Raw genomic sequence first — 14,118 nt, forward strand, 5'->3', positions numbered from 1 at the left:
CCCATGGAGCGAGTCAGCGTATCATACGACCCCCTATGTGCCGCGTATCGGTTAACCCATGAGCTGAATGCTATGCCTCAAACCTCATCACTGCCGACCATTGGCAACTACAAGCTACCCAATCAGGTTATCCTGGCCCCCATGGCGGGCGTTACCGACCAGCCTTTCCGGCAGCTCTGCCGCCGCTTGGGAGCCGGCTGGGTGGTCGGCGAGATGGTTACGGCAGACCCCAACCTCTGGCATACCCGTAAGTCTCGGCAGCGCATGAACCATGCAGGTGAGCCTTCCCCCAGAGTGGTCCAGATTGCCGGCGGCGACGCAGCGATGCTGGCCCAGGCAGCCCGCCTGAATGTCGATCTCGGTGCCCAGGTGATTGATATCAACATGGGCTGCCCGGCCAAGAAGGTCTGCAATAAAGCGGCGGGGTCTGCGCTATTGCGCGATGAGCGTCTGGTTGCTCAGATCCTCGACGCCGTCGTGGCCGCCGTGGATATTCCGGTGACCCTCAAGATTCGCACCGGCTGGTGTGCCGAAAGCAATAACGCGATGACCATCGCCAGACTTGCCGAATCAGCCGGCATTCAGGCACTGGCCGTCCACGGCCGACATCGCCAGCAGCGCTATAATGGTCAGGCGGAATACGACACCATTGCCGAGATAAAATCCCGGCTGTCCATACCGGTGTTTGCCAATGGCGATATCGACAGCCCGCATAAGGCCTGTGAGGTGCTCCGCCACACCCAGGCCGATGCGCTCATGATTGGCCGTGCCGCTCAGGGGAACCCATGGATATTCCAGCAGATCAGCCATTATCTTGAACATGGCAGTGAGTTGCCCCCTCCCAGGCTCAGCGAGCGATGTCATGTCCTCGGCGAACACCTTGGATCACTGCACGCATTTTACGGCGCCACCATGGGCCCGCGTATTGCCCGCAAGCATATTGGCTGGTACCTGGATACCGATAAACGCTTTGATGCTGACCAGATACGTGAGCTGAAGCGTCAGTTTAACGCCTTGACCTCGCCCAGCGCACAGCGGGTATGGATCCACAAGGCGATGGCTGATGATGCTGATGAGCGCCTCTTCGCTAAAGGAAGCCATGCCGCATGAAAGAACCGGCTATTTCAACCCATTCTGCTTTATCGAATTCGTGTTCAAGCCCGCCGACCGGCGAGGCCCTTTCCAGGGAAAGTGTGTCACCTCCACAACCTCTGCGCGAAGCCGTTGAAGCGTCAATGCAGCGTTATTTCGAACATCTGGATGGCGGCGAGACCAGCGATCTTTATGCCATGGTCATGGCAGAAGTGGAAGCGCCCCTACTGTCTTCCGTGCTGGCGTATACCGACGGCAACCAGACGCGCGCCGCCGCTGTTCTGGGGCTTAATCGTGGCACGCTGCGTAAAAAACTCAAGTACTACGGTCTTCTTGAAGGCGATGCCCCCTGAAGCGGACCTTGCTGTTTTCTATCCATCATTTCTGTTTAAGAGCACCCTTAATGGCTGATACAACTGCAACTCCCGTGCGTCGCGCTTTACTCAGCGTGTCGGACAAAACCGGTATTGTTGACTTTGCTCGCGGCCTTTGCGAACACGGTATAGAACTGCTGTCGACGGGTGGCACCTTCCGCCTGTTGCAGGAAAACCGGATCGCGGTCAGGGAAGTCTCTGAACACACGGGTTTTCCCGAAATCATGGACGGTCGCGTCAAGACCCTGCACCCCAAGATTCACGGGGGTATTCTGGGGCGTCGCGGTCAGGATGATGCCGTCATGGCCGACAACGATATCGCCCCGATCGACATGGTGGTTGTCAACCTCTACCCCTTTGCCGCAACGGTCGCCAAGCCGGACTGCACCCTGGAAGATGCGATTGAAAATATCGACATCGGCGGCCCCACCATGGTCCGCGCCTGCGCCAAGAACCATGCCTACACCACCATCGTCGTCAACGCCGATGATTACCCTCGCATTCTGGGCGAACTGGCCGCCCAGCATGGCGAGGTCAGTGCCGCAACGCGTTTTGACCTGGCCGTCAAGGCTTTTGAACACACCGCAGGTTACGACGGCGCCATTGCCGACTTCCTCGGCCGCCAGATCGGTCACGCCGACCAGGAGTTCCCGCGCACGTTCAACCTTCAGCTACACAAGCGCCAGGATATGCGCTACGGTGAAAATCCCCACCAGGCAGCCGCCTTCTATGTCGAGCCTGATGCCAGTGAACCAGGCGTGGCAACGGCCGAAATGCTCCAGGGTAAACCACTCTCCTATAACAATGTCGCCGACACCGATGCCGCCTTTGAATGCGTCAAGGCCTTTGATGAAACCGCCTGTGTGATTGTCAAGCATGCCAACCCCTGTGGGGTTGCGGTCGGCGAAAGCCCGCTGGATGCCTACGACAAGGCGTTTGCCACCGACCCGACCAGCGCCTTTGGGGGAATTATTGCCTTTAATGTTGCCTTGGACGCAGAGACAGCCCGCGCCATTATCGACCGCCAGTTTGTCGAGGTATTGATTGCCCCCGGCATCAGTCCGGAAGCTGCCGCCATCGTGGCTGAAAAGCACAACATCCGCTTGCTGGATGTCAGCGCCCACTGGCCTGCCAGCCCAAGGGCCTCAATGGATTTCAAACGTGTCAACGGTGGCCTGCTGGTTCAGCAGGCGGATGATGGCATGGTCGGACGTGACGACCTGAGCGTAGTCAGTGCGCGTACCCCGACCGAGCAGGAACTCCGCGATCTGGCCTTTGCCTGGCGCGTCGCCAAGTTTGTCAAGTCCAATGCGATTGTCTATGCCAAGGGGGGGCAGACAATCGGCGTGGGCGCCGGACAGATGAGCCGGGTATATTCGGCCAAGATTGCCGGCATCAAGGCGGCAGACGAAGGCCTTTCAGTGCCAGGATCGGTGATGGCGTCTGATGCTTTCTTCCCGTTCAGGGATGGCATCGATGCCGCCGCCGCTGCCGGCATTACTGCGGTGATCCAGCCCGGTGGCTCCATGCGTGATCAGGAAGTCATCGACGCTGCCAACGAAGCCGGTATCGCCATGGTGTTCACCGGCATGCGCCACTTCCGTCACTAAAACCGATCAGAAAGGCCCCTGCCTAAGGCTCACCCGTAAAAGCATTGCCTGAATGAGGTGAGCCTGCAATTACTATGAATATCACTGACGCCCGGCAAGCCTACGCCTGGCGTTGATTCAGCTACCACACGACGCTTTTCCGTTATACTGGTGTCACGTTAACGTTCGATACACCATACGCCCACCTTCCTGAGCACCCCATGCCATTTTCAAAACTCGGCTTATCCCCGCCTCTTCTTCAAGCGGTTAATGAACTCGGTTATAAAACGCCCACACCCATTCAGGAACAGGCGATTCCTGCCATTCTTTCCGGAAAAGACCTCATCGCCACCGCACAAACCGGAACAGGCAAAACCGCTGCCTTTGTCCTGCCGCTACTGGAAAAATTCAGTCAGGCGCAAACCTTGCGCGGCAAACGCATCCGTGGGCTGATTCTGGTGCCAACCCGGGAGCTGGCGATTCAGGTCGCAGCCAGTGTGGCGCAATATGCGAAACACACGGGCTTAACCTCTATGGCCGCGTATGGTGGTGTGGATACCCAACCGCAAAAAGAACGCTTAATACAGGGCGTGGACATTCTGGTGGCTACACCGGGCAGGTTGCTTGATCTGGCGCATCAGCGCGCGCTGCACTTTGATGAACTGCAGGTCATGGTGTTGGACGAAGCAGACAGAATGGTCGACATGGGGTTTGTCGATGACATCCACAAAATCATGGTGCGCCTGCCTGAAGAGCGTCAGAACCTGATGTTTACCGCTACCATGACCCATGACGTTCGTGCCCTTGCCTACGGGTTTTCAGATAGCAGGATGACTGACCTGGCGGCTGACATCGCCATTGCTCCGAACATCCGCGCCGCGGCCAATATCAAACAGTGGCTGATCACGGTAGACAAGGACACCAAATCCGCCTTGCTGAGTCACTTGATCAGCGAACAGGCGTGGGATCAGGCTCTTATTTTTGTCGAGAAAAAACACAGTGCGGCCAAGCTGGTTGCCCAACTGGAAAAGCGCGGCATCGACGCAGATGCTATTCATGGCGGCAGAAGCCAGGCCATGCGCGAAAAGGTGTTGGCACAGTTCAAGACAGGCGAACTCAAGTACCTGGTGGCTACAGGCGTAGCCGCCCGGGGCTTGGATATCGGTGAATTGAGCCGTGTGGTGAATTACGATTTACCCTTCCAACCGGAAGAGTATATCCACCGGATCGGCCGAACGGGCCGTGCGGGCGCCTCAGGTGAGGCTATTTCTCTTGTCGACATCAGTGACTTTAAAAACCTGTGTGCGATAGAAAAGCGTTTGAAAAACACGCTTGAGCGCAAAGAAATTGGGGGCTTTCCGGTTAAAAAAGCAGTGCCCGCTTCCAATCTGAACCACGTTAAAAAAAGCAGGCGTTAAACCCTGACTCAGGCTTTCAGAACATAGCGCAGCGTTTCCACCACCTGATCGGTTGTCGTACACCATGCCTGGGCCTGGGCATCGACTTCTTTCAGAGGGTGAACAATCTCTTCGCCGTGCAGGGTGATATAGGGTTTGGCCAGGGCTGCGCAGTAGCCCGCATCAAAAGCGGCATTCCACTGCTTGTATTTATCGCCAAAGCGCACTACCACCAGATCCGCCTGTTCGATCAGCGTACGGGTGCGAATGGCGTTGACCTTGGATGACTGGTGATCACGCCAGAAGCCATCGGCCGGTATACCCAGGTGGTCGCCGGCGGCATCACTGGCGGCGTGATCGGTGACCGGCGCGGTGAAGACGACGTCCAACCCGGCGGCCTCTGCGCCCTGCTGAATCTCTTCACGCCAGTCGGTGTGAATCTCGCCGGAAAGGTAAACATAAAAACTCATGGTAGATCCTGCGCATTGTGGAGGTTGTGGTTAAAGGCTCTATATTAGCGCACACACGCGTTATGGAAAAACATTCCATAAATTCACGACACCCTTCCCAGCATATTCTCATATTGAGTGAGACGTTGGAGATTTACTTAACAGGCACAAAGACGGGCGCACCATCGACCTCGACGCTGGCCAGGCGTTGCCGGTAAAGCCGCTCCAGCGCAGAGGTCACCAACATCTCGTCTTTAGGCCCCCAGCAGGCCTCCCCGCCGGGATACAGCAGCAGAATATGGTCACACCAGCGGGCCGCAAGGTTCAGATCATGCAGGCACATCATCACCGCCGCGCCCTGCGCCGCCTGTTCGGCCAGCAGCGCCATCACGGCACTTTGGTGGTGCAGATCCAGATGATTGGTGGGCTCGTCGGCCAGCCATATATCCGGCTTCTGGGTGAGTACCGTGGCTATGGCTACCCGCTGGCGCTCACCGCCTGACAGCGTACTGGTCAGACGCCTGGCCAGATGAGCGGCATCCAGGCGCTGCAAGGCGGCCTTCGCCAGACGGTAATCCTCGGCACCTTCACGCTGCCAGGCAGAAAGAAACGGGTGCCGCCCGATCAGGGCGGTTTCCATGACCGTGGCCGGAAAGTCATCATGGCGCTCCTGAAAGACCATGCCCAGGCGGCGCGCAATCTGGCCACGCTTTAGCTGCGCAAGGCAGACACCGTCAAGCACTACCCGACCTGAACGCGGTGCCAACAGCCCCGCCAGCGTGTGCAATAGCGTGGTTTTTCCCGCCCCGTTAGGCCCCAGCACTCCCCACACCTGCCCGGCCTCGAGGTGAAAGGAGAGCGGCACACCTGGTGCGCGCTGCGGCACCCTGATCACCAGGTTATCGGTTTCCAGGCGCGTCATGAACGGCTCCGGTTGAGCAAAAGCAGAAACATCGGCACGCCCAAAAGCGCCGTGATTACCCCCACCGGCAACTGCTCGGGGGCCATCACGCTGCGCGCCAGGGTGTCCGCGACCACCAACAGCAAGCCTCCGCTCAGCGCACAGGCAGGCAGAATCAGGCGTTGATCGTTGCCCAGCACAAGGCGCAGCATATGCGGCACCACCAGCCCCACAAAGCCGATAGTACCGGCACTGGTGACGGCAGTCGCGGTCAACAGGCTGGCAATCAGATAGATGCCCCAGGAAAGCCACCTGACATCCACCCCAAGGGCAGCGGCCTGCATGGGCCCGCGCGCCAGCACGTTCAGGTGGCGGCCAAGCGGCATCAACATCAGGCAAACCATCAACAGCAGCGTCAATGGCATCCAGGGGGCTCGGGCGTAGGAAAGATCCCCCATCAGCCAGAACAGCATGCCAGGCAAGGCCTGGGTGGGGCTGAGCGATAGCAACAGGGTGATCACAGCGCCCCAACCTGAGGCCACCACAACGCCGGTCAACAGCAGGCGCGAAGGTGTCCAGCTGCCTTCGCCCCGCGCTAAAGCAAATACCAGCAGCATGGAGACCAAGGCACCACCAAAAGCGGAACCTGACAGAAGCACACCGCCTAATCCGGCCAACATGGCCGCCAGTGCCCCTACTGCCGCACCGCCGGAGATGCCCAGTACATAGGGGTCGGCCAGGGGGTTACGCAGAAGGATCTGCATCAGGGCCCCGGCCACTGCCAGAAGCCCGCCTACCGCAAAGGCAGAGAGCGCCCTTGGCAGACGCAGCTCCATCACCAGGGTATGCGCCAGCGGCTCCCCCTGGCCCACAAACACGCCCGCCACCTGCTCAATATCCAGGGTGGCACTGCCCACTATCAGCGCACCGCCGATCGCCAGCATGGCCAGCAGGGCTAACACCATCAGTGGCAGCACAAAGCGCGGCATCACGGAGGCGGCTCTGCCAGCATGGTCTGGCGGACGTTATCGAGCTGTTCGCATAACAGGCGCGCCCCTTGCGCCAGGCGCGGCGTGGGCCGCTGGATCAGGGAAGACGGCACAACAAAGAGATGATCATTGGCGACGGCTGAAAGCTCAGGGTATTGTCGCCAATGCTCGAGCCCGTTGCGGCTATTTTCGCCGTTACCCCCTGTGACAATGGCCGCCGGGTCCTCTGCGATAACCACTTCGGCGTTGAGGCGCGGCACCTGTCGGGCCTGTTCCCCCATGATATTGTCGCCACCGCACAGGCTGATAATCTGGCCGATAAAGTTTTCGTCATTGACACTCATCAGGGGTGACTCCCAGACCTGATAGAAGACGGACACGGGTTCAAGGTCGGCATACCGGGCTTTTAGTGCTGCCATCTGGTTACGGAAATCCTCCGCCGCCGGATAACCCTGTGCGTCGCTGCCGGCGAGGCTTGCCAGTCGTTCGATAGCACTGGCAATGCCGTCGAAATGCTGCGGTTCCAGATAGAAAACCGGCAAGCCCAGTGCGGCGAGTTTTTCCAGCTGGGCCGGTGGATTGCCGGAGACCCAGCCAATCACCAGATCCGGCTGCAGGGAGAGCAAGGCTTCCAGGTCGATGCGCTGATGATCGCCCACCGAGGGCAGGCCTTCAGCTTCTGGTGGGTAATCACTGTGCGCCACCACGGCTACCACCTGCTCACCGGCCCCGGCAGCAAAGGCCAGCTCAGTGGCGCCCGGCGACAATGCCGCAATCCGCTGGGCCGGGGCGTCAAGGCAAAGCGGGTCACCCAGATCATCCGTCGCGCAGTAGGGCGAGTCGGCACTCACCGGCAGGCTGACCGCCAGTAAAAGACCGGCCAACCCACGGCACAAGGCACCCATGGTGCGTTTACTGACCATAGTGAACGCTGAGGAAGCCTGCACGGCCAGCGTTGATGTAGTCAAAGGATGTCGATGCAAAGGACACCGGATCCAACTCCTGACCTTGGGCGGTGGTAAAGGTGTTATCCAGCACGTTATCAAGGGTCAGGCGCAATGACCACTGGGGGGCGAACTCCCAGCCTGCGCGCAGGTTCAACAACCCATAGCCTGGCAGGCGCTGCTGATTGGCGGCATCGTTGTAACGATGATCCTGAACGACCCAGGAACCGCCCAGTAACACCTCATCAAGCTGGTAATCCACATCCAGCCTTGCTGACTGGCTGGCGCGCCGCTGCAGGCGCTTGCCCTGATTATCACCGCTGCGGCTTTGCGGATCAGTGTAGGTCAAGGCACCGGCAAACAGCCAGCTGCCAAGCTCGGCGCCCAGGCTCAATTCCGCGCCCTGAATGCGCGCCTTGTCCACATTGACGGGGGTAAAGTTGGCATCCAATGCAATCAGCTCATCCACCTCTGTCTGGTAGATGGCGGCGTCCCAGAACCAACGCTCATACTGCCCGCGCACACCCAGCTCAAATGTGTCTGATGATTCAGCGTTGAGATTTGGGTTGCTCGACCCGACAAACGGGAAATACAGCTCATTAAAGGTCGGCGCCCGAAAGGCCGTGCCGTAGCTTGCCCGCGCCACATGTTGGTCATCAAAGGCAAAACCGAATGCCAGGCTGCCGGTAACTTCATCGCCAAAGGCTTCGTTATCATCGTAGCGCAGGCTCAGCTGAGTCGTCAGCGGATGGAAATCCAGCAGCCCCTGTGCAAAAGCAGCGCGATTGTAGCGGCTGTTTTCATTGAAGTTCAGGCCTGATGTCTCGCTATCGCCCAGGTCATCCTCGGCCATTTCAGCGCCAATGATCACTTCATGCAGGCCAAACGCCAGAGTATTCAACCACTGAGCAGTACGCGTGCGACTTTCAAAAAGGGATGTATAAGTAGGTGCCTGGGTATCGCGCTCGTCACGTGCCTCTGACAGAATCAACCGGCTTTGCCAGCTATCCGTGACGGGAAGTTCCGCGTATACGCCAGCTACCTGTTGAACAAAATCATCTTCAGCGGGCCCCGGGCCTTCAAATTCACTGTTACCGCGCGAACGCAGCGCCAGAAGCCCTACTTCAGCGTCATTATCATAGCGATGCAACAGCTTGACCAGCCCACTAGTGGCGTCAAAGCTTTTATCTTCCCCATCACGGCGTACCGGCCCACCGTCAGTGTCGAAGCGGCTACCTGCAAAGGTATAGCGGGTGCCGCCCTGCTGGCCGGAAAGCGATGCGGATACGCGCTTGCTACCGTGGCTGCCACCGCCGATGGACACCCGAGGGCTGACGCCTTCCGCCTGGCTATCCGGAGTAAACAGCTGTATTACGCCACCCACGGCATCCGCACCGTACAAACTACCACGCGGTCCACGCACGATCTCGGCGCTCTCAAACATCCGTGGATCGAGAAACTCCCACGAGGCGGCACCGGTAGTGGCCGAACGCAGACGAATACCGTCGATCAGCAGCACATTGGCATTACTGCCGGTGCCACGCATGAACAGGCTGGTCTGCTTGCCGTAGGTGCCTTGAGTGGTGATATCAACACCTGGCTGGCCTCGAAATACCTCGGTTATACTGATCGGATCCTGACGACGCAAGGCCGCTTCGTCGATGACACTGACAGAGGCCAGCGACTCATTGGCAGTGCGCGGCGCCAGAGTTGCAGTGACAACCACAGGGTCAAGTGTGGCATTCTCAGCACTGCTTGTTGACTGAGCCTGAACGGCCTGGGGAATGGCGGCCAGCGTAAAAAACGCCAGGCCGGCAAAGGCGGAAGTAGGATAGGACATCATGGTTCCCTTGCTCTGCGTGCTCACCCGCACGGCATTGATAAATGCCAGGACACATGGGACAAAGGAAGCATCAAGCGCTGACGATATCAGCGCTTGACGACTTCAGGAACGCCCACCGCGTCCTGGTAGGTAACGGCTTTTTTCAAGCCTTCATTCGGGCCGGTCTCCGGGCTGACGAGAGAAAGACGCCATGGCACTTTCCGAACGACCGCCTTCCCATGCGCTGTCAGCAGGCACAGTGGCGTTATGGTCGCTCTTGTCTCGATCACCGTTGCGGGGGCAGCGTAGGAATCAAAGGGCATGTAACCAAAAATGACGGTCAATTATCCCCTTCACCTACTTCCCGTTTCACCGACAGTTCAGAAAACTGCCAGCACCCAAACGATGGCGTAAACTAGCAACTTGGCGTGAGCGGGTCAATTTATCAGGGTATCTTCACAGGCGTGACGTGGGTGGCGGAAACGAAAAATTAATCAAAAATATTATGTAATATAACTACAAAAAACTCGAAAAATACGTATAGTAGTAAAATAAGAAGGACTATATGAGTAATAAAACTACAATAAGGTGCCCTTTATACTGTCAGGTGCAGAAACCGCCTGCCTCCAGTGCCAAAAGCCAATAGTGCTTTTGATAGGGTATTCACGTCACCAACACCTAGACTCCCGATTCGCGAGGTTTGCTATGGCCACTTCATCATCACCGCTCCACCCCACGATTGCCAGGATCACGCAACGTATCCGCGAGCGCTCTGCCGAGCGGCGTGCCCTCTATGAGCAGCGCATGGCTGATCAACATCGCCAGGGAGTCCATCGCGGCAGCCTGTCCTGCGGCAACCTGGCCCATGGTTTTGCCGCCTGTGGCAGCGAGGAAAAAAATGCCCTCAAGCTGATGAACAGCGCCAACCTGGGCATTATTTCGTCCTACAACGACATGCTGTCCGCGCACCAGCCGTTTGAGACCTTCCCTGCCACCATCAAGGCGGCCGCTCGCGATATGGGGTCGACTGCCCAGTTTGCCGGTGGTGTACCCGCCATGTGTGATGGTGTCACCCAGGGCCAGCCGGGTATGGAACTCTCGCTGTTTTCCCGCGATGTCATTGCCATGGCCGCCGCTGTTGGGCTTTCTCACAACATGTTTGACGCCGCCCTGTATCTGGGTGTCTGCGACAAGATCATTCCGGGGCTGTTTATTGCCGCCGCGCGATTCGGCCACCTGCCCGCCATGTTTGTGCCGGCCGGCCCCATGCCCAGCGGCTTGCCCAACAAGGAAAAAGCACGCATCCGCCAGCTGTTTGCAGAAGGCAAGGCCAGCCGTGAAGACCTTCTGGAAGCCGAGTCGGCCTCCTACCACAGCCCGGGCACCTGCACGTTTTACGGCACTGCCAACTCCAACCAGTTAATGATGGAAATGATGGGCCTGCACCTGCCGGGCACCTCCTTTGTGAACCCCGGCACACAAATGCGTGAAGCCCTCACCCGCTACGCCACCGAACAGGCTATTCGCAATACGGAGTCGGGTGGCGACTATCGTCCCTTCTACCAGCAGATTGATGAACGTGCCATCGTCAATGCCGTGGTGGGGTTGTTGGCTTCTGGCGGTTCCACCAATCACACCATGCACCTGATCGCCATGGCGGCAGCGGCCGGTATCACTTTGACCTGGGACGACTTTACCGACCTCTCTGCTGTCACCCCCAGCCTGATGCAGGTCTACCCCAACGGCCAGGCAGATATCAATCACTTCCAGGCCGCTGGTGGCATGAGCTACCTGTTCCGCGAACTGCTCGGCGCTGGTCTGATCCATGGCGATATCCCCAGCGTATTTGGCACCGATATGACCGCCTACACCCAGGAGCCCTTCCTGGAAGACGGCAAACTGGTGTGGCGCGAAGGCGCCGACCATAGCCTTGATGAGGATGTATTACGCCCGGTTGCCCGGCCCTTTGCCCCCACCGGTGGCCTGACGGTGATGAAGGGCAACCTGGGACGTGGTGTGATCAAGATATCTGCGGTAGCGGAGGAACATCGCATCATTGAAGCACCGGTCAAGATTTTTGAAGACCAGAATGAGCTTAAAGGCGCCTTTGAAGCCGGAGAGCTGGATCGTGATGTGATTGCGGTCGTGCGTTTTCAGGGCCCCAAGGCCAATGGCATGCCTGAACTACACAAACTGACGCCTTTTCTGGGTGTGCTTCAGGATCGCGGCCACAAGGTTGCCCTGGTGACTGACGGAAGAATGTCCGGCGCCTCCGGCAAGGTGCCCGCCGCCATTCACATCAGCCCTGAAGCGCTAGACGGTGGCCCCCTGGCCAAGCTGCGCGATGGCGATGTAGTACGCCTGGACGCTAACAGCGGGACGCTGGAAGCCAAGGTAGATGCGGCCACCTGGCAGGCCCGGGAAAGTGTGGTTGGTCATCTGGATCACTACCACGTCGGCCTGGGCCGCGAACTGTTTGGCGGTTTCCGTCACCTGGCCATGCGCGGCGAGGAAGGTGCCGGCGTTTTCGGTGGCTTTGAAGCCGATGACCTGGCCCGTCAGGAGGGTCAGATTTTTGGAGAGGATGCTTGATGCGACCGGCACTGATTGGCGACATCGGCGGTACTAATGCGCGCTTTGCACTGGTGCCGCCCGGGCAGATGATACCCCAAGAGGTTCTTAACCTGCCTTGCGCCGACTACCCGGGCGTTATTGAGGCGATTGAGGATTACCTGGAACGTGTGGGGGCCAAGGGCAAAAACGCGCCGCTGGAAGCCTGCCTGGCGTTTGCCTGCCCGGTGCATGCCGAGCGGGTCAAGATGACCAATAACCACTGGGATTTCATAAAACGCGACGTTCAGCTGGCATTGAACCTGTCGCTGTTCAAGGTGATCAACGACTTCACTGCCCAGGCGCTGGGCGTCCCCCATGTGGATGCCGAACACCTGGTCGAAGTGCAGGCAGGCGTCGCGCTGCCCCACTCAACCCGGCTGGTGATTGGCCCGGGCACGGGGCTTGGCGTGGCCGGGGTCTTTCCCGGCCAACATGCCTGGATTCCCTTGCCGACGGAAGGTGGCCACGTCACCTTTGCGCCCACTGACAGCACCGAACGCGCCCTGCTGGACATTTTTCTGGCCCGTCACTCAAGGGTCAGCGTCGAACGCATCCTGTGCGGCCAGGGCTTGCTGGAGCTGTATCAGGCTCACTGCCTGCTGGCAGATCAGGCGCCAGAATATCAGTCACCCGCCGACGTCACCCAGGCAGCCAATCATGGCGACCCGCTTGCCAGCGCAACGGTGCTGCGCTTTTTGAAGATACTGGGGGATGTGTGCGGTGATGCCACCCTCACCATGGGCGCACGAGGCGGTGTCTACCTGTGCGGGGGCATTCTGCCTCGCCTGCTGGACTGGCTACCCCGGTCAGAGCTGCGCCAGGGCTTTGTCAACAAAGGCCGCATGGGCGCTTATAATGCCGACATTCCAGTCTCGGTTGTCACTCACCCGTGGTCGGGGTTACTCGGTGCTGCCGAAGCGCTGCATAATGAAGAAGTCTTTTAACGCCAACAAAGGGTTCCGACAATGATACCGCTGATTGCCTTTGGTGAAGCCTTGGTAGACATGTTGTCCAGCCGCCTGGGTGATGACACTGGCCAGGAAGCCTTTACCCCTTATGCGGGAGGTGCTCCTGCCAACGTGGCGGTTGCCTGTTCGCGCCTGGGTGTGCCCAGCCAGTTTCTGGGTATGGTCGGTGATGACCGCTTTGGCCATTTTCTGGTCAGCGAACTGGCCGCTCATGGGGTGAATACCCAGGGTATGGTGCTGACCCGTGAAGCGCGCACGGCGCTGGCGTTTGTCTCCCGGGATGCCAGCGGCGAGCGTACCTTTGATTTCTATCGCCCACCGGCTGCCGACCTGCTTTATCGCCTGGAGCATCTGCCCCACGGCGTTTTCGAGCAGCCGGCAATTGTCCACCTGTGCAGCAACAGCCTGACTGACCCAGAGATTGCCGATACCACCCTGGCCATTGCCAACATGGCCAAACGCGCCGGCTGTCTCGTCAGTGTGGACGCCAATCTGCGCCATAACCTGTGGCCCAAGGGGGCCGCAGATGCCTGGCGGGTGACCGAGCTTTTAGATGGCGCCGAACTTGTCAAGGTATCCCTGGAAGAACTGGATTATCTGCGCGGCGACCATCCCCAGGATACCTGGCTTGCTGAGCGCCTGGCAGCAGGCGTCAAGCTTATCGTGATCACCGATGGCCCCAACCAGGTCACGCTCAAAGGCATTGGTCTGGATCACACCGTCACGCCACCCCAGGTAACGGCGGTGGATACCACCGCTGGCGGCGATGCCTTTGTTGGTGGCCTGCTGGCGGAACTATCCCGCCACGGTATTGATGACAACTGGCACCAGGACAGCGCCTTTCTTGCCCAGGCAGTGGAGGTTGCCTGCCGCTGCGGTGCCTTTGCCGTCACCCGCCCGGGCGCCTACGCGGCACTGCCCACCGCCAAGGATATTGACTGACCGCTCCCCCGCGTTGCGATGACAACAGCCAACCCTAC

At 58.9% G+C, this 14,118-nt stretch carries 12 protein-coding genes and 1 riboswitch; of the genes, 7 read left to right on the plus strand and 5 right to left on the minus strand.

Features of this window, described 5'->3' with window-relative positions:
• Nucleotides 1-72: 72 nt before the first annotated feature.
• From dusB to LL947_RS07750, 4 genes are all read left to right on the plus strand, one after another.
• The gene (dusB, locus tag LL947_RS07735; protein WP_499832850.1) at nt 73-1,110 is read left to right on the plus strand and encodes a tRNA dihydrouridine synthase DusB; all 1,038 of its coding nucleotides are present in this window, start codon (nt 73-75) and stop codon (nt 1,108-1,110) included.
• Nucleotides 1,107-1,445, plus strand: a complete 339-nt coding sequence (gene fis, locus LL947_RS07740; RefSeq protein ID WP_404413342.1) for a DNA-binding transcriptional regulator Fis — start codon at nt 1,107-1,109, stop codon at nt 1,443-1,445. The genes dusB and fis overlap by 4 nt, the downstream gene beginning before the upstream one ends.
• Before the next feature lie 50 nt (nt 1,446-1,495).
• Nucleotides 1,496-3,076, plus strand: a complete 1,581-nt coding sequence (gene purH, locus LL947_RS07745) for a bifunctional phosphoribosylaminoimidazolecarboxamide formyltransferase/IMP cyclohydrolase (RefSeq protein WP_404413343.1) — start codon at nt 1,496-1,498, stop codon at nt 3,074-3,076.
• Nucleotides 3,077-3,276: 200 nt separating this feature from the next.
• Entirely contained in the window at nt 3,277-4,473 is a 1,197-nt protein-coding gene (locus LL947_RS07750) for a DEAD/DEAH box helicase (protein ID WP_499832851.1), read from the plus strand.
• 8 nt (nt 4,474-4,481) lie between these two features.
• Here LL947_RS07750 and LL947_RS07755 read toward each other — a convergent pair whose 3' ends face one another.
• From LL947_RS07755 to LL947_RS07775, 5 genes are all read right to left on the minus strand, one after another.
• Nucleotides 4,482-4,922, minus strand: a complete 441-nt coding sequence (locus tag LL947_RS07755) for a YtoQ family protein (protein ID WP_290822777.1) — start codon at nt 4,920-4,922, stop codon at nt 4,482-4,484.
• A gap of 133 nt (nt 4,923-5,055) precedes the next feature.
• Entirely contained in the window at nt 5,056-5,823 is a 768-nt protein-coding gene (locus tag LL947_RS07760; protein WP_499832852.1) for an ABC transporter ATP-binding protein, read from the minus strand.
• Entirely contained in the window at nt 5,820-6,791 is a 972-nt protein-coding gene (locus LL947_RS07765; RefSeq protein WP_290822818.1) for a FecCD family ABC transporter permease, read from the minus strand. Before LL947_RS07765 ends, LL947_RS07760 begins: the two co-directional genes overlap by 4 nt.
• Nucleotides 6,791-7,714 carry a cobalamin-binding protein gene (locus LL947_RS07770; protein ID WP_499832853.1) on the minus strand — a complete coding sequence of 308 codons (924 nt, stop codon included), beginning with the start codon at nt 7,712-7,714 and terminating at the stop codon, nt 6,791-6,793. The genes LL947_RS07765 and LL947_RS07770 overlap by 1 nt, the downstream gene beginning before the upstream one ends.
• Complete coding sequence (locus LL947_RS07775) at nt 7,704-9,578, minus strand: TonB-dependent receptor domain-containing protein (RefSeq protein ID WP_499832854.1); 1,875 nt, start codon at nt 9,576-9,578, stop codon at nt 7,704-7,706. The genes LL947_RS07770 and LL947_RS07775 overlap by 11 nt, the downstream gene beginning before the upstream one ends.
• 140 nt (nt 9,579-9,718) lie before the next feature.
• Nucleotides 9,719-9,974, minus strand: a riboswitch (cobalamin riboswitch).
• A gap of 288 nt (nt 9,975-10,262) precedes the next feature.
• Here LL947_RS07775 and edd point away from each other — a divergent pair.
• From edd to LL947_RS07790, 3 genes are read left to right on the plus strand one after another with little or no spacing between them, the layout of a single operon-like run.
• Nucleotides 10,263-12,149 carry a phosphogluconate dehydratase gene (gene edd / locus LL947_RS07780; protein ID WP_499832855.1) on the plus strand — a complete coding sequence of 629 codons (1,887 nt, stop codon included), beginning with the start codon at nt 10,263-10,265 and terminating at the stop codon, nt 12,147-12,149.
• The gene (gene glk / locus LL947_RS07785) at nt 12,149-13,114 is read left to right on the plus strand and encodes a glucokinase (protein WP_499832856.1); all 966 of its coding nucleotides are present in this window, start codon (nt 12,149-12,151) and stop codon (nt 13,112-13,114) included. The genes edd and glk overlap by 1 nt, the downstream gene beginning before the upstream one ends.
• Nucleotides 13,115-13,135: 21 nt before the next feature.
• Nucleotides 13,136-14,080: a carbohydrate kinase family protein gene (locus LL947_RS07790; protein ID WP_499832857.1), complete on the plus strand. Its 945-nt coding sequence runs from the start codon at nt 13,136-13,138 to the stop codon at nt 14,078-14,080.
• Nucleotides 14,081-14,118 lie beyond the last annotated feature (38 nt).

Source organism: Halomonas sp. BLK-85 (assembly GCF_044792155.1).
Taxonomy (GTDB): Bacteria; Pseudomonadota; Gammaproteobacteria; order Pseudomonadales; family Halomonadaceae; genus Vreelandella.